The sequence below is a fragment of the Streptomyces griseorubiginosus genome, assembly GCF_001514195.1.
Lineage (GTDB): Bacteria > Actinomycetota > Actinomycetes > Streptomycetales > Streptomycetaceae > Streptomyces > Streptomyces griseorubiginosus.
This window is the reverse complement of sequence record NZ_KQ948735.1, coordinates 559,220-580,009: the sequence shown is the minus strand read 5'-3', so window position 1 is coordinate 580,009 and position 20,790 is coordinate 559,220. Positions and strand designations below refer to the sequence as shown.

Here is a 20,790-nt window from a genome sequence, read left to right as displayed (position 1 = left end):
GTCTTCCTCCTCGGTCCACCGCGACTCGCGCCCACGATCGACGGCGGGATTCGGAAAGAAGTTACCGCATGCCGGAAGTCCAGCACAGGGTCACAGCTTGACGATCATCTTTCCGGTGTTGTCGCCGCGCAGGACCCCGAGGAACGCCTCCAGGTTGTTCTCGATGCCCTCGACGACCGTCTCGCGGTACTTCAGCTGCCCGGAGGCCACCCACGGGCCGACCTCGGAGACGAACTGCGGCTGGAGGTCGTAGTGGTCGCCGACCAGGAAGCCCTCGATACGGCCACGGGTCTGGATCAGCCGCGCGAGGTTGCGCGGACCGGGGGCCGGCTCGGTGTTGTTGTAGACCGAGATCATCCCGCAGATCGCGATCCGGCCGCCCTGGTTCAGGGAGCCGATGGCGGCCTCGAGGTGGTCGCCGCCGACGTTGTCGAAGTAGACGTCGACGCCGTCCGGGGCCGCCTCGCGCAGCTGGTCGCTGACCTTGCCGTTCTTGTAGTTGAAGGCCGCGTCGAAGCCGTACTCCTCGACGAGCAGCTTGACCTTCTCGTCCGAGCCGGCCGAGCCGATGACGCGGGAGGCGCCCTTGAGCTTGGCGATCTGGCCGACCTGGCTGCCGACGGCACCCGCGGCGCCGGAGACGAAGACCGAGTCGCCCTCCTTGAAGGACGCGGTGCGCAGCAGGCCGGCGTAGGCGGTGAGGCCGGTCATGCCGAGGACACCGAGGTAGGTGGACAGGGGCGCGGCGTCGGCGTCGACCTTGACGGCCTGCTTGGCGTCGAAGGTGGCGTACTCGCGCCAGCCGTTGAAGTGCAGGACGTGGTCGCCTACGGCGACACCCTCGGCGTTCGAGGCGACGACCTCGCCGACCGCGCCGCCCTGCATGACCTTGTTCAGCTCGAAGGGGGCGGCGTACGACTTCGCGGCGCTCATGCGGCCGCGCATGTACGGGTCGACGGAGAGGTACTTGTTCCGCACCAGGACCTGTCCCTCGCCGGGCTGCCGGACCTCCGCCTCGACCAGGGCGAAGTCCTCGGGCTTGGGCCAGCCGACGGGACGGCTGAGCAGGTGCCATTCGCGGTTGATCATGACAGAGCCTTTCGAGAATCACTGCGATTTACTTCAGTACCTGAAACAACCATGCCTCTGGATATTTCAGGTTGTCAAGTAAAGAGGTACTGTGGTGGGCATGCCCACACCTCACAAGACCCGGCCGGATCCACTGACCATGGAAGTCGTGGAACTCATCGGCGATGTGGTGGCCCGCTTCTACTCGGACTACGAGGACGCGGCCGCGGAACACGCCCTCACCGGGGCGCAGGCGCGACTGTTGAGTCTGCTGTCCCTTGAGCCGCTGCCCATGCGCAAGCTGGCGCAAAAACTGAAATGCGAGCCGTCCAACGTCACCGGGATCGTGGACCGGCTGGAGGCGCGCGGGCTGGTGGAGCGGCGGCCCGACCCGGCGGACCGGCGGGTGAAGGTGGCGGCGGCGACGGAGGAAGGGGTGCGGGTGGCTCGGTCGCTGCGGGAAGGGCTGCGGTTTGCCCGGGAGCCGCTTACGGGGTTGTCCCAGGGGGAGCGGGAGTCGTTGCGGGATCTTTTGCGGCGGATGCGGGACGCGTAGGCCGTTTCGCGGTTGCCGGGTGCGGGTGCGTTGTGGCTGGTCGCGCAGTTCCCCGCGCCCCTGAGTGGGTACGGCCCAGGCCGGTTCGAGCTGCAACCCCCTAGGGGCGCGGGGAACTGCGCGACCAGCCCCCGCCGGGCCGCGGACGCAAGACGGGCCAGGGCCAGGTCTAGGTGCACCACCAGAGGAAGCGGTCGCACTGGGTGGGGGACGCGGTCGGGCTCGGGGCCGTTGTCGTGGGGGCGGCCGTGGGGGCCGAGCCGCCGTTCGTCGCTGTGGCCGTCGCCCTGGGGGTCGAGGCGCCCGGACTCGTGGTGGCCGTCGGCCGGGGGGCGGGGCTCTTGCTCGCGTCCTCGCTCTTGGACGCGGAAGCGGAGGGGGATGCGGAGGCGGACGACGAAGGGGACGCCGAAGCAGCGGCTCCGCCCGAGTCGGTGGCCGTCGACGTCGCTTCGCTCGCGTCCGGGGACGCGCCGCCCTCGGCCGAATCCTCGCCCACCGTCGCCGGTTTCGGGGCGGATCCCGGGGCGTCCATGCCCAGCTCCGCGAGGCTCAGACCGCCGGCCGCGAGCACGAAGCCGGCGGATATCAGCAGGGTCCTGCGGCGACGCCGGCGGTGGGCCGCGGCTTTTCGGTCTCGCCGACTGGCTCCGCCACTGGAGGAGTCGGGGTCCTCGTCGTAGTCGTCCTCGCCGTGACTGCCCTGGTCGTCGTCCTCGGGGTGGCGGGAGCGGTCGGGGCCGTCCGCGCTCCCCGTGTACTCGGCACCCGCGTCCTCGGCGTCTCGGCCCCGCGCGCGCCGCCGGGAGGCCCGCCCCTCGGCCGGGGTGTCGTCCGCGGGGGCGGTTTCGTCACCGGCGCCCGACGAGTCGGCCTGCGCGTCGGGGCCGGCTCCGGGGCCCAGTCCGGGACCGGACCCGGACCCGGCACTGGAACCGGCGCCTGCACCCGGGTCGAAGCCGAGACCTGAGCCCGAGCCGAACCCCGAGTCCGCGCCGGGACCCGGACCCGGGTCGCCGCCCGGACCGACACCAGAGCCCGCGCCGGAACCGGCATCAAGAGGGAAGCCGGGCCCGAGACCGGAGCCGGAGTCCGCACCCGCGGCCGCAAGCGCTGGAGCGCGACCCGCGCTCGACTCGCCGCCCGTGGAACCGTTCGGGTAGGGCACGCTGCCGTGGCCGGCTCCGCCGTACCCCGGGTCACCCGGCACCGCCCCGGCGGCCCCGCTGTACCCCGGGTCACCCGGCATCGCCCCGGCGGCTCCGCCGTACCCCGGGTCACCCGGCACCGCCCCGGTGGCTCCGCCGTACCCCGAGCCACCCGGCACCGCCCCGACGGCCCCGCCGTACGAAGCCTCGGACGCCGCTGGCGCCGGCGTGACGTATCCCCCGCCGCCGTGCCCGCCGACGGGAGCGGTCGTGTCGTACGGGACCTGGACGCCGTACCCGCCCGCCGCACCCCCCGCGTACAGCCCCGCCATGCCCCCGTGGGAACCGGACGGGCTCGGGTCGTACGGCGCGCGTGCCGTGCCCAGCGCTTCGATCGGGGTGCCGCACCCCGGGCAGGCGAGGGCGCCGTTGAGGTGCCGTCGGCACGGGTCGCAGTAGTCCATGACGCGGGAAGGTTATGGGCCCCGGGAGCAGGAATCCCGAGGACTTGTGTGAAGGTTGTGTGCGGACCGGCGAGTTCGGCGCGACGGATTGCGGATGATCCGCCCCATCGCGCCGAAACCGCCTCGCGAAGATCGCCGGAGCGAGCTGCGTCGCGTCGCCTCAGGTCGCCTTACGGGCCGTCATGGCCCGCTGGACCAGGATGAACGCGCAGAGCAGCACTCCGGTGGCGATCTTCGTCCACCAGGAGCTGAGGGTGCCCTCGAACTGGATGATGCTCTTGATCAGGCCGAGCACGAGGACGCCGAAGAGGGTTCCCAGGACATAGCCCGAGCCGCCCGTCAGCAGGGTGCCGCCGATGACGACCGCGGCGATCGCGTCGAGTTCCATGCCCACGGCGTGCAAGGGGTCACCGGACTGGATGTAGAGCATGAAGAGGAGACCGGCGAGCGCGGAGCAGAAGCCGCTCATCGTGTAGACCGCGATCTTCGTGCCGCCCAGCGGGAGCCCCATCAGCAGGGCCGACTGCTCGTTGCCGCCAATGGCGTACACACGGCGCCCGAAGCGCGTGTAGTGCAGGACGTAGAAGGCGACGCCCAGGACCACCAGGGCCACCACGGCACCGATCGACAGGTCTCCCACGCCGAGCGATATCCGTGTCTCGGCCAGGCTGCTCACGGCCGAGTCGCTGATGGCGATCGACTCCTTGCTGATGACCAGGCACAGACCGCGGAAGAGGAAGAGTCCGGCGAGGGTCACGATGAACGGCTGGATCTCGAAGTTGTGGATCACGTAGCCCATGAGGAAGCCGCCGAACGCGCCCACGCTCAGGGAGATGGGCACGACGACCAGCAGGGGCAGGCCCACGTCCTGCACCAGCCAGGCGGTGAGCATGGTGGTGAAGCCGATCACGGAACCCACGGACAGGTCGATTCCGCCGGACATGATGACGAAGGTGGCGCCGACGGCGGCGACCAGCAGATAGCTGTTGTCGATGAACAGGTTGAGGAACACCTGCGGTTCGCCGAAGCCGTAGTTCTGGTAGCGGCTGAGGCCCGCGATGTACATCACGAGGAACAGGCCGGCGGTGACCAGGACGGGCAGCCGCCGGTCGCCCAGCAGGCGCGCGGACGTGGACGTGGTCCGGCTCTCCGGTGTCGTGGGGGTCCGGGTGGTCGCACTCATCACGACACCTCCATCTTGGGAGCGGCCTCGGCCGGTGCGGCGGGCGCGGCCGGGGCGGCGGATTTCGCGCGGGCGCCGAAGACCTTGGCGCGGAACTTCGGGGACTGGAGCAGGCAGACGACGATGACCACGGCGGCCTTGAACACCAGGTTGGTCTGGGTCGGCACGCCGATGGTGTAGATCGTGGTGGTCAGGGTCTGGATGACGAGGGCCCCGATCACCGTGCCGCCGATGGAGAAGCGGCCGCCGAGCAGCGAGGTGCCGCCGATGACCACGGCGAGGATCGCGTCGAGCTCGATCCACAGGCCGGCGTTGTTGCCGTCCGCGGCCGAGGTGTTGGAGCTGATCATCAGGCCCGCGATACCGGCGGACACGGCGCAGAACACGTACACCATGATCTTGATACGACGGGACCTGATGCCGACCAGGCGGCTGGCCTCGGCGTTGCCGCCGACCGCCTCGACGAGCAGGCCGAGGGCCGTACGGCGGGTCAGCACCACGGTGACGGCCACGACGGCGGCCACCACGAAGATGGAGAAGGGCAGGGTCAGCCAGTAGCCGCCGCCGATCAGCTGGTACGGATCGCTGTTGACGGTGATGATCTGGCCGTCGGTGATCAGCTGGGCCACGCCCCGGCCGGCGACCATGATGATGAGGGTCGCGATGATGGGCTGGATGCCCATCCGGGCGACCAGGAAGCCGTTCCACAGACCGCAGACGACCGCCGCCACCAGGCCGAGACCCATCGCCAGCAACACGCCGGACAGGGCGTTCTGGTCAGCCTGGTGGCTGATGTACGAGCAGGTCAGGGCCCCGGTGATGGCGACCACGGCGCCGACCGACAGGTCGATGCCGCCGGTGGCGATGACCAGGGTCATGCCGACCGCCACCAGGATGAGGGGCGAACCGAACAGCACGATCGAGACGAGGCTGCCGTAGAGGTGGCCGTTCGTCATGTGGATCGCGAAGAAGTCGGGCGTGAAGGGGACGTTGACGAGCAGCAGGGCGACCAGGACCGCTACCGGCCAGAAGAGGTGATGGCGCGTCAGTGCTCGCCAGCGGGAGGGGGTGGTCACTGGTGTTCTCCGCTCGCGATGGTCTCGAGGATCTTGCTGGTGGTGATCTCGGGCCCGTTGGTGAGCTGCGCCACCAGCTTGCGGTCGCGCAGCACTCCGATGGTGTGGCTGAGCCGGAGCACTTCCTCCAGTTCGGCCGCGATGTACAGCACGGACATGCCGTCCTCGGAGAGGGAGACCACCAGCTTCTGGATCTCCGTCTTGGCGCCGATGTCGATGCCGCGGGTCGGCTCGTCCAGGATCAGCAGTTTCGGCTGGGTGATCAGCCAGCGGGCGAGCAGCACCTTCTGCTGGTTTCCGCCGCTCAACTGCCCCACCCGGGCTTCGGGGTTGGCGGGGCGGATGTCCAGCGCCGCTATGTACTTGGCGACGAGTTCGTCGCGCTGGGAGGCGGGAATGGGCCGTGTCCAGCCGCGGGCCGCCTGGAGCGCGAGGATGATGTTCTCCCGCACGGTGAGATCGGGGACCAGGCCCTCGGTCTTGCGGTTCTCCGAGCAGAACGCGATTCCGGCGCCGATGGCGTCGTTCGGGGCGCTCATCGACACCGCTTCGCCGCCGACGGTCAGCTTGCCGCTGTCCGGCTGGTCGGCGCCGAAGAGCAGCCGGGCCAGTTCGGTACGGCCGGAGCCGAGCAGGCCGGCGAGTCCGACCACCTCGCCCTTCTTGATCTCCAGGTCGAAGGGGGCGACACCGCCGGTCCTTCCGAGGCCCTCCGCCTTCAGCAGCGGCTCACCGACATCCGCGTGCAGTTGCTGGTCGTGGAGTTCCTCCAGCTGGTCCAGTGCCTTGCCGATCATCAGCTCGATCAGCCCGACCTGGTCGAGGTCGCGGACCATGTGCTCGCCGACCAGGGCGCCGTTGCGCAGGACGGTCATCCGGTCGCAGACCTCGTAGATCTGGTCGAGGAAGTGCGACACGAACAGGATCGCGACGCCTTCGTCCCTCAACTGCCGCATCAGACGGAACAGTTCGAGGACCTCGTCGCGGTCGAGGCTGGACGTCGGCTCGTCCAGGACCAGCACCTTGGTGCCGGAGCCCTCTCCGTCGCTGTCGCCGGTGCCCACCGACCGCACGATGGCGACCAGTTGCTGCACGGCCAGCGGGTAGGCGGACAGGGGTGCGGTGACGTCGACGTCGAGTCCGAGGCGGTCGACGAGCTTCGCCGCCTCGCTGCGCATGCGCTTCCACTGGATGCGGCCCGCGCGGGTGGGTTCACGTCCGATGAAGATGTTCTCCGCGACCGACAGGTTGGGGCAGAGGTTGACCTCCTGGTAGACCGTGCTGATGCCGGCCTGCTGCGCCTGCAGCGGGCTGCCGATCCGCACGGGCTTCCCGTCCAGGGTGATGGTGCCGCCGTCCAGGGTGTGGACCCCGGTCAACACCTTGATCAGAGTGGACTTCCCGGCCCCGTTCTCGCCCATCAGGGCGTGGATCTCGCCGGGGAAGAGCCGGAAGTCGACGCCCGACAGAGCCCTGACCCCCGGAAACTCCTTGACTATGCCCGTCATCTCCAGGACGGGCTGCGGCTCTGCCATGGCAGCGCTCCTCGTGAATCGGCTCAGGCCCACTGCGGGCCGGGCCCGCAGGGAGCCCGCCGGACCGAGAGTGTTCTCGGCCGGCCCCTGGCTCCCCGCCGGTGGGTGCGGTCGGTCAGTACTTACGGGTGGGGAGCGCGGCCTTGGCCTGGTCCTGCATGAAGTCGCCCTCCTTGGTCTTGATCCAGCGCTCGACCGAGCCGCCGTCGTGGACCGTCTTCACGACCTCCATCAGCTGGGGGCCGAGCAGGGGGTTGCACTCGACGATGGCGTTGATCTTGCCCTCGGACATCGCGATGAAGCCGTCCTTCACACCGTCGATCGAGACGATGAGGATGTCCTTGCCGGGCTTCTTGCCGGCGGCCTCGATGGACTGGATGGCGCCGATGGCCATGTCGTCGTTGTGCGCGAAGAGGACGTTGATGTCCGGGTTGGACTGGAGGAAGGCCGCCATGACCTGCTTGCCGCCCGCACGCGTGAAGTCACCGGTCTGGCTGACGACGATCTTCCAGTCGCCCTTGTGGTCGGCGTCCATGACCTCCTTGAAGCCCTTGGCGCGCTCGATCGCCGGGGCGGCGCCGGTGGTGCCCTCCAGCTGGGCGATCTTCACCGGGCCCTTGACGCCGGCCTTGGCCAGCACCTTCTCCAGGATCTTGCCGGCGCGGCGGCCCTCGTCAGTGAAGTCGGAGCCGACCAGGGTGACGTACAGGGAGTCGTCGGAGGTCTCCACGGACCGGTCGGTGAGGACCACCGGGATCTTCGCCGCCTTGGCCTCCTTGAGCACCGCGTCCCAGCCGGTGACGACCACCGGGGAGAAGGCGATGACGTCCACCTTCTGCGCGATGTAGCTGCGGATGGCGGAGATCTGGTTCTCCTGCTTCTGCTGGGCGTCGGAGAACTTCAGGTTGAACCCGGCCTCCTTGGCGGCCTCCTTCACCGAGGTGGTGTTGGCGCTGCGCCAGCCGCTCTCGGAGCCGACCTGGGAGAAGCCGAGGGTGATCGCCTTGCTGCCGCCGGACGAGGTGCCGGTGGAGCTCTTGTCCTCCTTGGCGCAGGCCGCCAGGCCGCCCGCCGCCGCCACGCCGACCGCCGCGGTGAGGAAGTTTCTCCTGTTGAGCATGTTTCTTCTCCTTTGAAGAGTCGGCCCGGGATCGGACCGTCGGTCCTCGACGGACCCTGGTGCGAGGGGCGGACGCTGCGTCTTGTCCACCCCGTCGATCATCATTCGAAATACCGATCACACTGATGTGCGAATGGGATCGGCTGGTGCCGTGTCAGCCGGGGTCCCCCGGCTGGGGCGAGTGCGGGAACGTACTGGCGCGGACGACGAGTTGGGGTTCGATCTGGACCCCCTCGACACCGGAGGGAGACCGGCCCTCGATCAGGTCCAGCAGCAGGGAGATGCTCCGCTTGCCGACCTCCGCGAAATCCTGCCGGACGGTGGTCAGCGGAGGAGCGAAGAACTCCGACTCCGGGATGTCGTCGAAGCCGACCACCGCGACGTCCTGGGGAGTGCGCACCCCCGCTTCCCGCAGGGCCCGCAACACCCCCAGCGCCATCTGGTCGTTGGCGACGAAGACGGCGGTCAGCCCGCGGCCCACCCAGCCGGCCAGTTCCTGGCCCGCCCGGTAGCCCGACAGCGGACTCCAGTCGCCCTGGAGCGGGGCCGGCGGCTCGATGCCCGCCGCTTCGAGTGCGGTCCGCCAGCCGACGGTCCGGTCGACCGCCTCCTGCCAGTCCTCGGGCCCGGCGAGATGCCAGACCGTCGCATGGCCGGCGGCCAGCAGGTGACCGGTGGCGAGCCGGGCGCCCAGGTGCTGGTCCACGTTGACGCTGGGGATCTGCGCGCCGGACCCGGTCCCGACGGCCACCACCGGGTAGGGGCGCCGGAGTTCGGCCAGGGCCTCGGCGGCCGACCGCTGCGGGGCGAGGACGATCACACCTTCCACTCCGCCCTCGCCGAGGTGGTCCAGGGCTTCGGAGAGCGTGTCCACGACCAGCTTGCGCAGATTGACCGTCGAGACGGTGTACCCCTCGGCCCGCGCCGCCTCCTCGAGCGCGAACAGCGTGCTGGCCGGGCCGTAGAGGGTGGTGTTGGACGCGACCACCCCCAGCGTCCGGGTGCGTCGGGTGACCAGGGCCCGTGCGGAGGAGTTGCGGCGGTAGCCCATCTCCTCGATCGCCCGCAGGACCTTGGCGCGGGTCTCCTTGCGCACGTTGGGGTGATCCGCGAGGACGCGGGAGACGGTCTGGTGGGACACCCCTGCCACCCGGGCCACGTCCGCCATGGTGGGCGGCCGGAGCTGCAAGTGCCGCATGGTCGCACCTCCCTGGTGGTCGTCGGCCGTCAAGGCCTGCGGTGTGGACGGACGTGGGCGCGCGGTCGAGGTCACGTCGAAATTCCGGACATTTCCAAGTGAGCTGCTGGTGAAGCCAGTTGGAGCACTGCCGACACGACGCTCAACCCCCCTCGGCCATTGCTCGTTGAATGCGGAGGTTATTGTGAGCGCTAACAATTCATGGCGGTCAAGGGGGCTGCGGCCGGAAGTCGTCACGGTTGCGTAACGCGACCGACGCACGACGCCCCCAGGGCGGGCAGGTGTCGCACGGCCGTAGCATCGGTCATGTGGGACGTTCGACCCGGCCGGAGCATTGACACTCCGCCTACACCGTCCTTACCGTCGAGCCAGCATTTCGAACATGATCCGAAATCTCGAACGGGCCGAAAGTCTTAGGGAGTGGCTGACGTGCGTATCACGGGACTCAGTACGCATGTGGTCGGAACGCCATGGCGCAACCTCACGTACGTCCAGGTGCACACGGACGAAGGCGTCACCGGCGTCGGTGAGACCCGGATGCTGGGCCGCACCGACGCGCTGATCGGCTACCTGAGGGAGGCCGAGCGCAACCACATTCTCGGCTCCGACCCGTTCGCTGTCGAGGACCTCGTCAAGAGGATGAAGTACGGCGACTTCGGCCGGGCCGGCGAGATCGTGATGTCCGGGATCGCCGTGATCGAGATGGCCTGCTGGGACATCAAGGGCAAGGCCCTCGGCGTGCCGGTCTGGCAGCTTCTGGGCGGAAAGGTCACCGACAAGGTCAAGGCGTACGCCAACGGCTGGTACACGACGGAGCGCACGCCCGAGGCGTACCACAAGGCCGCCCTCGGTGTGATGGAGCGCGGGTACAAGGCGCTCAAGATCGACCCCTTCGGCACCGGCCACTTCGAGCTGGACCACGAGCAGAGCCTGTACGCCGTCTCCCTGATCGAGGCCGTGCGGGACGCCATCGGCCCGGACGCCGAGCTGATGCTGGAGATGCACGGCCGGTTCTCGCCGTCCACCGCGGTCCGGCTGGCCAAGGACCTCGCCCCGTTCAAGCCGGCCTGGCTGGAGGAGCCCGTTCCGCCGGAGAACCTGAAGGCGCTGGAGAAGGTCGCCGCCAAGGTCGACATCCCGGTGGCCACCGGTGAGCGGATCCACGACCGCATCGAGTTCCGTGAGCTCTTCGAGAGCCAGGCCGTGGACATCATCCAGCCCGACGTCGGCCACCTCGGCGGCATCTGGGAGACCAGGAAGCTGGCCGCCACCGCCGAGACCCACTACATGCTGATCGCCCCGCACAACGTCGGCGGCTCGGTGCTGACCGCCGCCTCCCTCCAAGTCGGCTTCACCACACCGAACTTCAAGATCCTGGAGCACTTCAACGACTTCGCCGACGCGGAGATCAAGAAGGTCGTCAAGGGCGCCCCGCAGGTCGTGGACGGCTACTTCCACCTCTCCGACGCCCCCGGTCTCGGTGTCGAGCTGGACGTGGACGCGGCCGCCGAGTTCCCGCAGCAGCAGGCGCGTTTCGACCTGTGGGCCGAGGGCTGGGAGCAGCGCAGGCCGAAGGGCACCCAGTGAGCTGTCAGGTCGTCGTCGAGGCGCCCGGCGAGCACCGGCTGGAGGAGCACACGCCTCGTGAGCCCACGGCCGGGGAGGCGCTGGTGCGCGTCCACGCCGTGGGGATCTGCGGCAGCGACCGCGAGGTGTACCAGGGCAACCGGCCCGAGGGGTACGTCCGTTACCCGCTGATCCCCGGCCATGAGTGGTCCGGGACGGTCGAGGCGGTCGGTGCGGGGGTGCCGTCGACTCTCGTCGGCCGCAAGGTCGTCGGGGAGGGCTTCCGCAACTGCCAGGTGTGCGCGCGCTGTCACGCGGGCGAGACAACGTTGTGCACCGCGGGGTACGAGGAGACCGGGTTCACCCAGCCGGGTGCGATGGCCCCCACCCTCACGCTGCCCGCGCGTCTGCTCCATGTCCTGGCCGACAACGCCGATCTCACCGCCGCGGCCCTCCTGGAGCCGGCCGCCTGTGTCGCGGCCGCCCTGCTCAAATTGAAGCCGGTGCCCGGCGAGCGGGTGGCCGTCGTGGGGGCCGGAACGCTCGGGATGTTCGCCGTTCAGTTCCTGAAGGCGAGTTCGCCCGCCGAGCTGCTCATGGTGGGCACCCGGCCGGACCGGGCAGAGCTCTCGAAGGCCTTCGGCGCCGACGACTTCCGCACCCGGAACCAGGAACTCCCCGGCGACTTCGACATGGTCGTCGAGACCGCCGGGTCCACCTCCGCCGCACGCACGGCGACCTCCCTGCTCCGGCGCGGCGGACGCCTGGTCCTGACGGGGATCCCGGCGCCGGGCGCGCCGGGTCTCGACCCGGCGGACCTGGTCGTACGGCAACTGGAGGTGCACGCCGTGTTCGGGGCCCCGCCGTCCGCCTGGGCGCACGCGGTGCGGCTCTTCGCCGCCGGCGTGTTCGACCCGCTGCCGCTGATCACGCACGAACTGCCGTTGCACGCCTTCCCGGAGGCGATCGAGCTGGTCGGATCCGGTGATCCGACGGTCGGAAAGGTGCTGCTCCGCCCCTAGACGTACGTCGGTACGGGGTGACCTGACCATCCCGTACCGACGTACCCCAAACCCGCATGATCCGAGCCGCGAACCTTGTCCGAGATATCGAACACGAAGGACAGCACGTGACGACCGACGCTTCCGCCCCGGAGGCCCGCAGACCCGGTGAGCCGGCGCTCACCGCGCTCGGCCTCGGCGCGCCCGCCCCGGATCCCGCGGACGCCTCACCGCACTCGTTCCCCGGCGGCGGCCGCTGGCGTACCGAGATCCCCTCGTGCGAGGGCCCGGAGGCGCTGGCCGTCGTCCTGAAGGAGGCCTCGCGGCTCGACGTGCCCATCCACCGGATCAGTCAGGGCAGCGGTGTGTGGATGCTGACGGACGCCGAGATCACCGAGATGGTCGAGGGGACGAGCGAACGGGACATCGAGCTCTGCCTGTTCACCGGTCCGCGCGGCACCTGGGACATCGGCGGCTCGGTGCGCAGCGACTCGCGCGGCGGGGGCATGCGGGCGCGCGGGCACGACGCCGTGGCGGGCTGTGTCGAAGACGCCGTCCGGGCAACGGAGTTGGGCGTCAAGTGCCTGCTCGTGGCCGACGAGGGCGTGCTCTGGACGCTGCACCGGGCACGCACCGCCGGTCTCATCCCGGACGACACCACCCTGAAGCTGAGCGCGCTCGTCGGGCCGGTGAACCCGGCGGCGTTCGCGGTCTACGAGAACCTGGGCGCCGACTCCATCAACGTGCCCAGCGATCTGACGCTCGATCACCTCACCGAGATCCGGCGGGTGTCGGCCGCCCCCATGGACATGTACATCGAGGCACCCGACGACCTCGGCGGATATGTGCGGATGTACGAGGTCGCCGAACTGATCCGGCGCGGCGCACCGCTGTACCTCAAGTTCGGCCTGTCCAAGGCCCCCGGGATCTACCCGTACGGCCACCATCTGCGCGATCTCGCCCTCAGTACGGCCCGGGAACGGGTCCGCCGGGGCCGGCTCGCTCTCGATCTGCTCGCCCGGCACGGAGCGGACGGCGACATGGCGCCGCTCGGTTCACGAACGCCGGGGGTGCTGAAGCGTTTCGACACACCCTCATAACGGTTCTGGCGAAGCCCCTTCACAGAACCGGACGTAGTCCCACAGAATCCCACACGCCTCTCCCTCGGTCGGACCCTGCACCACCTGCCGGAACCCCGAACCACCAGACCGAGCCAGTCCCGACATCAAGGAAGATGATCAATGCGTACTCGTCGTGCCGCACTCACCGCCATAGCCGGCGCCGCCTCCCTCGCCCTGACCCTCTCCGCCTGCGGCCAGAACAGCGAGGGCGGCAGCAAGGAGTCGAGCGGCAGCGCCAAGGGAGGCACCATCGGCATCGCGATGCCGACCAAGTCCTCCGAGCGCTGGATCGCCGACGGCAACAACGTCGTCAAGAACCTCCAGGCCAAGGGCTACAAGACCAAGCTGGTCTACGGCGAGGACGACCCCGACCAGCAGGTATCGCAGATCGAGAACCTGATCACGCAGGGCGTCAAGGGCCTGATCGTCGCGGCCATCGACAACAAGTCGCTCAACAACGTGCTCCAGCAGGCCAAGGACGCCAAGATCCCGGTCATCGCCTACGACCGTCTGATCCTCGGCACGCCGAACGTCGACTACTACGCGTCGTTCGACAACACCAAGGTCGGTGAGCTCCAGGCCAATTACATCGTCGACAAGCTCGGCCTCAAGAGCGGCAAGGGCCCCTTCAACATCGAGCTGTTCGCCGGCTCCAACGACGACAACAACACCAAGTACTTCTTCGGTGGCGCGATGAGCGTGCTCCAGCCGTACATCGACAGCAAGAAGCTCGTGGTCAAGTCCGGCCAGACCAAGCTCACCCAGGTCACCACGCTGCGCTGGGACGGCGCCACCGCCCAGAAGCGCATGGAGGACATCCTCACCTCGACCTACACCAGCGGCAAGGTCGACGCGGTCCTGTCGCCGTACGACGGCATCTCCATCGGCATCCTCGCCGCCCTGAAGTCGGACGGCTACGGCAAGGGCAGCAAGCCGATCCCGGTCATCACCGGCCAGGACGCCGAGCTCGCCTCGGTGAAGTCGATCATCGCGGGCCAGCAGACGCAGACCGTCTACAAGGACACCCGCAAGCTCGCCGAGGTCGCCTCGACGATGGTGGACGACGTCCTCAACGGCAAGAAGCCCGAGGTCAACGACACCAAGACCTACGACAACGGCACCAAGGTCGTCCCGGCCTACCTGCTCCAGCCGGTGAGCGTCGACAAGACCAACTACACCAAGGAACTGGTCGACACGGGCTACTACAAGGCGAGCGAGCTCAACTAGCCGAGCCGGCTCCCTGTCGGCCCCATCCCCCCTGATTGAAAGGCACGACCATGGCGGGACCCGTCCTGGAAATGCGCTCGATCGTCAAGACCTTTCCCGGCGTCAAAGCGCTGTCGGACGTCACTCTGACCGTCCGTCAGGGCGAGGTCCATGCCATCTGCGGTGAGAACGGCGCCGGGAAGTCCACCTTGATGAAGGTGCTCTCCGGCGTCCATCCGCACGGCACGTACGAGGGCGACATCCTCTTCGAGGGAGAGGTCGTCTCGTTCAAGGACATCCGGGCGAGCGAGCAGCACGGCATTGTGATCATCCATCAGGAACTGGCCCTGGTGCCGTTCCTGTCGATCGCGGAGAACATCTTCCTCGGCAACGAACACGCCTCGGGCGGGTTCATCAACTGGAACGAGACGCTGAAGCACGCCACCGAGCTGCTGCGCCGGGTGGGTCTGAGCGACCACCCGGAGACCCGGATCGCCGACATCGGCGTGGGCAAGCAGCAGCTGGTGGAGATCGCCAAGGCGCTCTCCAAGAAGGTGAAGCTGCTCATCCTCGACGAGCCGACCGCGGCGCTGAACGACGAGGACAGCGGCAAACTCCTGGATCTCATACTGGAGTTGAAGAAGCAGGGCATCACCTCGATCATCATCTCCCACAAGCTCAACGAGATCCGCCGGGTCGCCGACTCGGTGACGATCATCCGCGACGGGAAGTCGATCGAGACCCTGGACGTGAAGGCCCCGGAGACCACCGAGGACCGGATCATCTCGGGCATGGTGGGCCGCGACCTGGACCACCGCTTCCCCGACCGCACGCCGTACGAGGGCGAGGTGGACGCGGCCCCGGCGCTCGAGATCCGCAACTGGACCGTCCACCACCCGATCGACCAGCAGCGCAAGGTGGTCGACGACGTGTCGATCCATGTGCGCCGCGGCGAGATCGTCGGTATCGCGGGCCTGATGGGCGCGGGGCGCACCGAGCTCGCGATGAGCGTGTTCGGGCGCGCCTACGGCCGGCACGCGGGCGGCCAGGTCTTCAAGGACGGCAAGGAGATCCGTACCAAGACCGTCTCCGAGGCGGTCGGGCACGGCATCGCCTATGTCACGGAGGACCGCAAGCACTACGGCCTCAACCTCATCGACGACATCAACCGGAACATCTCGCTGACCGCCCTGCACAAGGTGGCCAAGCGCGGTGTCGTCGACGAGCACGAGGAGCGCAAGGTCTCCGAGCGGTTCCGCAAGTCCATGAACATCAAGGCGCCGACGGTCTTCGAGACGGTCGGCAGGCTGTCCGGCGGCAACCAGCAGAAGGTCGTCCTCAGCAAGTGGATCTTCGCGGGTCCCGAGGTGCTGATCCTGGACGAGCCCACCCGCGGTATCGACGTGGGCGCCAAGTACGAGATCTACACGGTCATCGACCAGCTGGCCGCCGAGGGCAAGGCGGTCGTCTTCATCTCCTCCGAGCTGCCGGAGCTGCTCGGCATGTGCGACCGCATCTACACCATGGCCGCCGGACGGCTCACGGGTGAGGTCCCGCGCGCCGAGGCCACGCAGGAAGTGCTGATGCGCCAGATGACGAAGGACAAAGAGGTAACGCGATGAGCACCGATGTGACGAAGGTTCCGGCCGCGGTGCCGCCCGGCAAGGGCGGGGGGTCGTCCTCCGACGAGGGCCTGCTCCAGCTGATGGTCGGCGGACTGCGCCGCAACATGCGGCAGTACGGCATGCTGATCGCGCTCGGCCTGATCGTCGCCCTGTTCGCGGTGTGGACCGACGGCGACCTGCTGCTGCCGCGCAACGTCTCCAACCTGGTGCTCCAGAACAGCTACATCCTGATCCTCGCGATCGGCATGATGCTGGTGATCATCGCGGGGCACATCGACCTGTCGGTCGGTTCGCTGACCGCGTTCGTGGGCGCCTTCGCGGCCGTGCTGACCGTGCAGCACGACGTGCCCTGGCCGCTCGCGCTGGTGCTGACCCTGGTGGTGGGCGCGGTCGCGGGCTCGGTGCAGGGCTATCTGATCGCGTATCTCGGCATACCGTCGTTCATCGTGACCCTGGCGGGCATGCTGCTCTTCCGCGGTCTGACGGAGATCCTGCTGGAGGGCCAGACCCTCGGCCCCTTCCCGGACGGACTCCAGAAGCTCGGCAACGGCTTCCTGCCCGAGGTCGGCCCGAACACCAACTACCACAACCTCACCCTGCTGCTCGGTTTCGCGCTGCTGGCCTTCGTGATCTACCAGGAGGTCCGCGACCGCAAGCGCCAGCAGGAGTTCGCGCTGGACGTGCTGCCCAGGAACGCCTTCCTGCTCAAGCTCGTCGCGATCGCCGCGGCGATCCTCGCGGTCACGATGCTGCTCGCCAGCTACCAGGGCGCGCCGATCATCCTGATCGTCCTCGGCGCGCTGGTGGTCGGCTACGGCTATGTCATGCGCAACGCGGTCTTCGGCCGGCACATCTACGCGATCGGCGGCAACCTGCCGGCCGCGAAGCTGTCCGGCGTCAAGGACAAGAAGGTCACCTTCCTCGTCTTCCTGAACATGGGCGTGCTCGCGGCGCTGGCGGGTCTGGTGGTCGCCGCCCGTCTGAACGCGGCCTCCCCTAAGGCGGGCCTGAACTTCGAACTCGAGGCCATCGCCTCGTCGTTCATCGGTGGCGCGTCCATGAGCGGCGGTGTGGGCACCGTCCTCGGCGCGATCATCGGTGGTCTCGTCCTCGGTGTGCTGAACAACGGCATGAACCTCCTGAGCGTCGGCACCGACTGGCAGCAGGTCATCAAGGGCCTCGCCCTGCTGGCCGCGGTCGGCTTCGACGTGTGGAACAAGCGCAAGTCCGGTTCGTAGACCCGATCGACCCGGTCGGATCGGGCCCCGCCGCGAGGCGGGGCCCTTCCCATGAGGGCCCCTTCCCATGAGAGGAGAGCAAAGCCGGTGAAGACGCTCTTCGGCGAGCTCGCCGACGGCACCGAGATCCACAGCTGGTCGCTGGAGAACGGCGGCACCCGCCTCGAAGTCCTGTCGTACGGCGGGATCGTGCGGTCGCTGGAAGTCCCCGACCGGCACGGCCGGTACGCCAATGTCTGTGCGGGCCTCGCCCGGATCGAGGACTACGTCGCCTCCAGCCCGTACTTCGGCGCGCTGATCGGCCGGTACGGCAACCGGATCGGCAAGGGCCGCTTCACCCTGGACGGCGAGACATACCAACTCTCCGTCGACGACGGCGAGAACAGCCTGCACGGCGGTGCCGAGGGCTTCGACCGGCGGGTGTGGGACGTCGAGCCGTTCGCCAAGGGCTCGGACGTCGGCCTGCACCTGTCCTACACCTCGGTCGACGGCGAGATGGGCTACCCGGGCACCCTCACGGCGACGGTGACCTACACCCTCACCGAGCACGGCGACTGGCGCATCGACTACGAGGCCACCACCGACAGGGCCACCGTCGTCAACCTCACCAGCCACGTCTACTGGAACCTCGCGGGCGAGGGCAGCGGCACGATCGCGGACCACGAGCTCGCGATCGCCGCCTCCCGCTGGACACCCACCGACCCGGGGCTGATCCCGACCGGTGAACTGGCGCCGGTCGACGGCACCCCCTTCGACTTCCGCGAGAGCAAGCCGATCGGCCGGGACCTGCGCACCGGACACCCCCAGTTGCTCGCCGCCAAGGGCTACGACCACAACTGGGTGCTGGACAAGGGGATCACGGCCGAGCCCGAGCACGTCGCGACCCTGCGCGACCCGGCGTCCGGCCGCACCCTGAAGATCGCCACCACCGAGCCGGGGCTCCAGTTCTACTCGGGCAACTTCCTCGACGGCACCCTGGTCGGCCCCTCCGGCCGCACCTACCGTCAGGGCGACGCCCTGTGCCTGGAGACCCAGCACTTCCCGGACTCGCCGAACCACCCGTCGTTCCCGTCCACGGTGCTGCGGCCGGGCCGGCAGCACCGGTCCACGACGATCCACACATTCGGCGCCTGACCTGGCCTGATGAGGTAATCGGGCTGGGGGTTCCCGAACTCACACTTCTTTCACACCCGTTGAACGGCGCCACGCAGGCATCCGTATGTAGGGGCGGCCCGTGCTCCCCCGCGCGGGCCACCCAATGACGACGGGCCCGGACGTCCCCGCCGGACCCGCCCCATACGGAGGTTCCATGGCCGACAACGTCACCTCGTTGTTCCGCAGCTCTGCCGCGCACAGCCCGTCGATGGCGGCGCTGACGCGCGAGGGCGGGGACGGGGTAGGGCCGGTGGACTTCTGCATCCCCTGCAATCCCTACTTTCCCACTCCGGCGATGATGGACACCATGGCCGCGCGGCTGAAGGACATCATCACCTACTACCCGAGCAGCGCCGACACGATCACCGCCGAGCTGTGCAACCTGCTCCAACTGCCGCCGCAGGCCGTGGCGATGGGCAACGGCTCGACCGAACTGATCACGTGGATCGACCATCTGCTGGTCCGTGAGTCGCTCGCCGTGCCGGTGCCCACCTTCGGCCGCTGGACCGACCAGCCGATGGAGACCGGCAAGCGGGTCGACATGTTCCCGCTCCAGGAGTCCAGCGGATTCGCCCTGGACCTCGCGCAGTACGCCGATTTCATACGCACCCGGGGGACACGGGTCGCGGTCATCTGCAATCCGAACAACCCCGACGGCGGCTTCCTCCACAAGCACGCGCTCGTGCAGTTCATGGACGCGATGGCCGACCTGGACCTCATCGTCATCGACGAGTCGTTCCTGGAGTTCGCGGACGCCGAGCAGGAGCCGAGCGTCGTCCAGGAGGCGATGGTCCGGCCGAACGTCATCGTGCTGCGCAGCCTCGGCAAGAACTTCGGCCTGCACGGCATCCGCTTCGGCTACATGGTCGCCAACCCCTCCCTCGCGGGCCGGGTCCGCTCGATGCTGCCGAAGTGGAACCTCAACGCCTTCGCCGAGTACGTGGTGTTCATGCTCAAGGAGCACGGCGCCGAGTACGCGCAGAGCCTGCACCAGGTCCGCCGGGACCGTCTCGACATGGCGAGCCAGCTGGCCGCGCTGCCCGGCCTGACCGTCTACCCCTCGCAGGGCAACTTCCTCTTCGTGCGCCTGCCGGTCGGCGCCGAGGGGACCGTGGTGCGGGACCGGATGCTCTCCGAGCACCGCATCCTCGTCCGCGAGTGCGGCAACAAGATCGGTTCTTCCAGCCGCTTCCTGCGGCTCGTGGTGCGCCCCCAGGTGGACGTGCGTCGCCTGGTGTCCGGCCTGGAACAGGTGCTCTACGGGACCAGGAGGGGAGCCGCCGTGCCCGAGCTCGCTCAAGGGACCAGCTACAGCTCGGGTACGGCGGCAGTGGACCGGCTGGTCGGACAGACCAACGGGGCCGGAATGCAGGGTCTGGCGGCGATGGCCGTCGGCGGCGGCTCGGTGGGGGGCGGCATGCCGATGCCGGTCGCGCAGCCGGCGCCGGTCGCGGTGGCCGCGGCGGCGTCGATGGGGGCCCCGTCCATGGGGGCGCAGTCCATGGGCGCGGGGATGCCCGCGCCGGCCCAGATGCCGACGCCCGCCCAGATGCCGGCACCGGCCCCGATACCGACCCCGGTTCCTGCCCCTGCCCCTGTCGCGCCTCCCATGCCGGTACCGGCACCCGCCCCGCCCGCTCCGGCACCGATGCCCTTCGGCGCGCCGGTCGGACCGACGCCCCCCGGGGTACCGGCCCGTGGCGGCCTCACCGCTGCCCAGGTGCGGGGCATGACGGCCCCGGCGCCCACCGGTCCGGAGGAACTGTCGACCGCGCCCGCCACCGGCTGGCCCAACGCGCAGAGCTGGCCGAACGCGGCGGGGATGGGGCAGGTCGGCTGACCGGCGGCCGCGGGTGACCAGGGTGCAATGCTGACCGGTGTGCGATGGTGACCGATGTGCACGTGACGGTGTGGGACGACCGGAGCGGCGGCGGGGCGGCCACCCCGGCGCTCTTCGTCCACAACATCTTCACCTGGGGGGACGACCCCGAGTACGGTTTCGCCGGCCAGCGGCCCCTCGCCGCGGACCGACGGCTGCTCCTGATGGACCGCCGGGGGTACGGCGACAGCCCGGACACCGCGCGGAGCGACTTCGAGGTGGACGCCGAGGACGTCGTAGGGCTGCTCGGCACCGGCGCACACCTCGTCGGGCACGGCAACGGGGGTGTCGTCGCGCTCCTCGCCGCCGCGCGCCGCCCCGACCTGCTCCGCTCCCTCGCCCTGATCCAGCCCTCGGCCTTCACGGCGGCGGCCGACCGTCCCCTGGTCGCGGACCTCCTCGACCGGGTACGAGACCTCCCACCGACGGCCGCGGCCGAGGTCACCCCGGAGCGGTTCCTGCGGGAGTCCACGGAGAGTGTCGGACTGCCGGTGCCGCCGCTGCGTTGCGGGTTCGGCTGATCTGGGAGGCCGAGATCCCGCTTCCAGTGAGCCAGGGCTCAGTGTGGCCGTTCAGTGATCTGCAGGAACTGGGAGGACGCGCCGACGGCGTACCACGACCAGGTGAATCTCCCCCTGATGCAGGTGGCGG

The 20,790-nt window shown here is 69.1% G+C and carries 17 protein-coding genes; 10 read left to right on the top strand and 7 right to left on the bottom strand.

Annotated features, from left to right (window positions below; translation table 11 throughout):
* Positions 1–90: 90 nt before the first annotated feature.
* Positions 91–1,089, bottom strand: coding sequence for an NADP-dependent oxidoreductase (locus AQJ54_RS09080; RefSeq protein WP_020136432.1), 999 nt, complete (start codon positions 1,087–1,089; stop codon positions 91–93).
* Between the two features lie 100 nt (positions 1,090–1,189).
* Here AQJ54_RS09080 and AQJ54_RS09075 point away from each other — a divergent pair, with 100 nt between their 5' ends.
* Positions 1,190–1,624: a MarR family winged helix-turn-helix transcriptional regulator gene (locus tag AQJ54_RS09075; RefSeq protein ID WP_062237064.1), complete on the top strand. Its 435-nt coding sequence runs from the start codon at positions 1,190–1,192 to the stop codon at positions 1,622–1,624.
* 169 nt (positions 1,625–1,793) lie between these two features.
* Here AQJ54_RS09075 and AQJ54_RS46355 read toward each other — a convergent pair whose 3' ends face one another.
* The 6 genes from AQJ54_RS46355 to AQJ54_RS09045 all read right to left on the bottom strand — a co-directional run bounded on the left by AQJ54_RS46355 (position 1,794) and on the right by AQJ54_RS09045 (position 9,348).
* Positions 1,794–3,236, bottom strand: coding sequence for an SCO2400 family protein (locus tag AQJ54_RS46355; RefSeq protein ID WP_062235805.1), 1,443 nt, complete (start codon positions 3,234–3,236; stop codon positions 1,794–1,796).
* A gap of 160 nt (positions 3,237–3,396) precedes the next feature.
* Positions 3,397–4,419 (bottom strand): galactofuranose ABC transporter, permease protein YjfF, encoded by a 1,023-nt coding sequence (gene yjfF / locus AQJ54_RS09065; RefSeq protein ID WP_062235802.1) that lies wholly within the window; start codon positions 4,417–4,419, stop codon positions 3,397–3,399.
* Positions 4,419–5,495 carry an ABC transporter permease gene (locus AQJ54_RS09060; RefSeq protein WP_062027979.1) on the bottom strand — a complete coding sequence of 359 codons (1,077 nt, stop codon included), beginning with the start codon at positions 5,493–5,495 and terminating at the stop codon, positions 4,419–4,421. The genes yjfF and AQJ54_RS09060 overlap by 1 nt, the downstream gene beginning before the upstream one ends.
* Entirely contained in the window at positions 5,492–7,030 is a 1,539-nt protein-coding gene (locus tag AQJ54_RS09055) for a sugar ABC transporter ATP-binding protein (RefSeq protein ID WP_062235799.1), read from the bottom strand. The genes AQJ54_RS09060 and AQJ54_RS09055 overlap by 4 nt, the downstream gene beginning before the upstream one ends.
* Positions 7,031–7,145: 115 nt before the next feature.
* Complete coding sequence (locus AQJ54_RS09050) at positions 7,146–8,150, bottom strand: ABC transporter substrate-binding protein (protein ID WP_062027975.1); 1,005 nt, start codon at positions 8,148–8,150, stop codon at positions 7,146–7,148.
* A gap of 154 nt (positions 8,151–8,304) precedes the next feature.
* Positions 8,305–9,348, bottom strand: coding sequence for a LacI family DNA-binding transcriptional regulator (locus tag AQJ54_RS09045; RefSeq protein WP_062027973.1), 1,044 nt, complete (start codon positions 9,346–9,348; stop codon positions 8,305–8,307).
* A 429-nt stretch (positions 9,349–9,777) separates the two neighbouring features.
* Between AQJ54_RS09045 and AQJ54_RS09040 the strand changes: the two genes are divergently transcribed.
* From AQJ54_RS09040 to AQJ54_RS09000, 9 genes are all read left to right on the top strand, one after another.
* The gene (locus AQJ54_RS09040; protein ID WP_062235795.1) at positions 9,778–10,935 is read left to right on the top strand and encodes a mandelate racemase/muconate lactonizing enzyme family protein; all 1,158 of its coding nucleotides are present in this window, start codon (positions 9,778–9,780) and stop codon (positions 10,933–10,935) included.
* On the top strand, positions 10,932–11,936 hold the full coding sequence (locus AQJ54_RS09035) for a zinc-dependent alcohol dehydrogenase (RefSeq protein WP_062235791.1): 1,005 nt from the start codon (positions 10,932–10,934) through the stop codon (positions 11,934–11,936). Before AQJ54_RS09040 ends, AQJ54_RS09035 begins: the two co-directional genes overlap by 4 nt.
* Before the next feature lie 107 nt (positions 11,937–12,043).
* Complete coding sequence (locus AQJ54_RS09030; protein WP_132839207.1) at positions 12,044–13,015, top strand: hypothetical protein; 972 nt, start codon at positions 12,044–12,046, stop codon at positions 13,013–13,015.
* A gap of 141 nt (positions 13,016–13,156) precedes the next feature.
* Entirely contained in the window at positions 13,157–14,263 is a 1,107-nt protein-coding gene (chvE, locus tag AQJ54_RS09025) for a multiple monosaccharide ABC transporter substrate-binding protein (protein WP_062027961.1), read from the top strand.
* Between the two features lie 50 nt (positions 14,264–14,313).
* On the top strand, positions 14,314–15,864 hold the full coding sequence (gene mmsA / locus AQJ54_RS09020) for a multiple monosaccharide ABC transporter ATP-binding protein (protein WP_062027959.1): 1,551 nt from the start codon (positions 14,314–14,316) through the stop codon (positions 15,862–15,864).
* Positions 15,861–17,105: a multiple monosaccharide ABC transporter permease gene (gene mmsB, locus AQJ54_RS09015; protein ID WP_030323550.1), complete on the top strand. Its 1,245-nt coding sequence runs from the start codon at positions 15,861–15,863 to the stop codon at positions 17,103–17,105. The genes mmsA and mmsB overlap by 4 nt, the downstream gene beginning before the upstream one ends.
* A gap of 51 nt (positions 17,106–17,156) precedes the next feature.
* Positions 17,157–18,239 (top strand): aldose epimerase family protein, encoded by a 1,083-nt coding sequence (locus AQJ54_RS09010; RefSeq protein ID WP_079069791.1) that lies wholly within the window; start codon positions 17,157–17,159, stop codon positions 18,237–18,239.
* Between the two features lie 175 nt (positions 18,240–18,414).
* Positions 18,415–20,100, top strand: coding sequence for a pyridoxal phosphate-dependent aminotransferase (locus AQJ54_RS09005; RefSeq protein ID WP_062235785.1), 1,686 nt, complete (start codon positions 18,415–18,417; stop codon positions 20,098–20,100).
* 47 nt (positions 20,101–20,147) lie between these two features.
* A complete protein-coding gene (locus AQJ54_RS09000) occupies positions 20,148–20,660 on the top strand; it encodes an alpha/beta fold hydrolase (protein ID WP_248845329.1) in 513 nt (170 codons plus the stop codon).
* The last annotated feature ends 130 nt before the right edge of the window (positions 20,661–20,790 follow it).

What these genes read in the sequence shown, in the direction of transcription:
- AQJ54_RS09075 (WP_062237064.1), top strand. Translation starts at nt 1,190, where the DNA reads ATGCCCACACCTCACAAGACCCGGCCGGATCCACTGACCATGGAAGTC.
- AQJ54_RS09010 (WP_079069791.1), top strand. Translation starts at nt 17,157, where the DNA reads ATGAGGGCCCCTTCCCATGAGAGGAGAGCAAAGCCGGTGAAGACGCTC.
- chvE (WP_062027961.1), top strand. Translation starts at nt 13,157, where the DNA reads ATGCGTACTCGTCGTGCCGCACTCACCGCCATAGCCGGCGCCGCCTCC.
- AQJ54_RS09055 (WP_062235799.1), bottom strand. Translation starts at nt 7,030, where the DNA reads ATGGCAGAGCCGCAGCCCGTCCTGGAGATGACGGGCATAGTCAAGGAG.
- mmsB (WP_030323550.1), top strand. Translation starts at nt 15,861, where the DNA reads ATGAGCACCGATGTGACGAAGGTTCCGGCCGCGGTGCCGCCCGGCAAG.
- AQJ54_RS46355 (WP_062235805.1), bottom strand. Translation starts at nt 3,236, where the DNA reads ATGGACTACTGCGACCCGTGCCGACGGCACCTCAACGGCGCCCTCGCC.
- AQJ54_RS09045 (WP_062027973.1), bottom strand. Translation starts at nt 9,348, where the DNA reads ATGCGGCACTTGCAGCTCCGGCCGCCCACCATGGCGGACGTGGCCCGG.
- yjfF (WP_062235802.1), bottom strand. Translation starts at nt 4,419, where the DNA reads ATGAGTGCGACCACCCGGACCCCCACGACACCGGAGAGCCGGACCACG.
- AQJ54_RS09050 (WP_062027975.1), bottom strand. Translation starts at nt 8,150, where the DNA reads ATGCTCAACAGGAGAAACTTCCTCACCGCGGCGGTCGGCGTGGCGGCG.
- mmsA (WP_062027959.1), top strand. Translation starts at nt 14,314, where the DNA reads ATGGCGGGACCCGTCCTGGAAATGCGCTCGATCGTCAAGACCTTTCCC.
- AQJ54_RS09005 (WP_062235785.1), top strand. Translation starts at nt 18,415, where the DNA reads ATGGCCGACAACGTCACCTCGTTGTTCCGCAGCTCTGCCGCGCACAGC.
- AQJ54_RS09080 (WP_020136432.1), bottom strand. Translation starts at nt 1,089, where the DNA reads ATGATCAACCGCGAATGGCACCTGCTCAGCCGTCCCGTCGGCTGGCCC.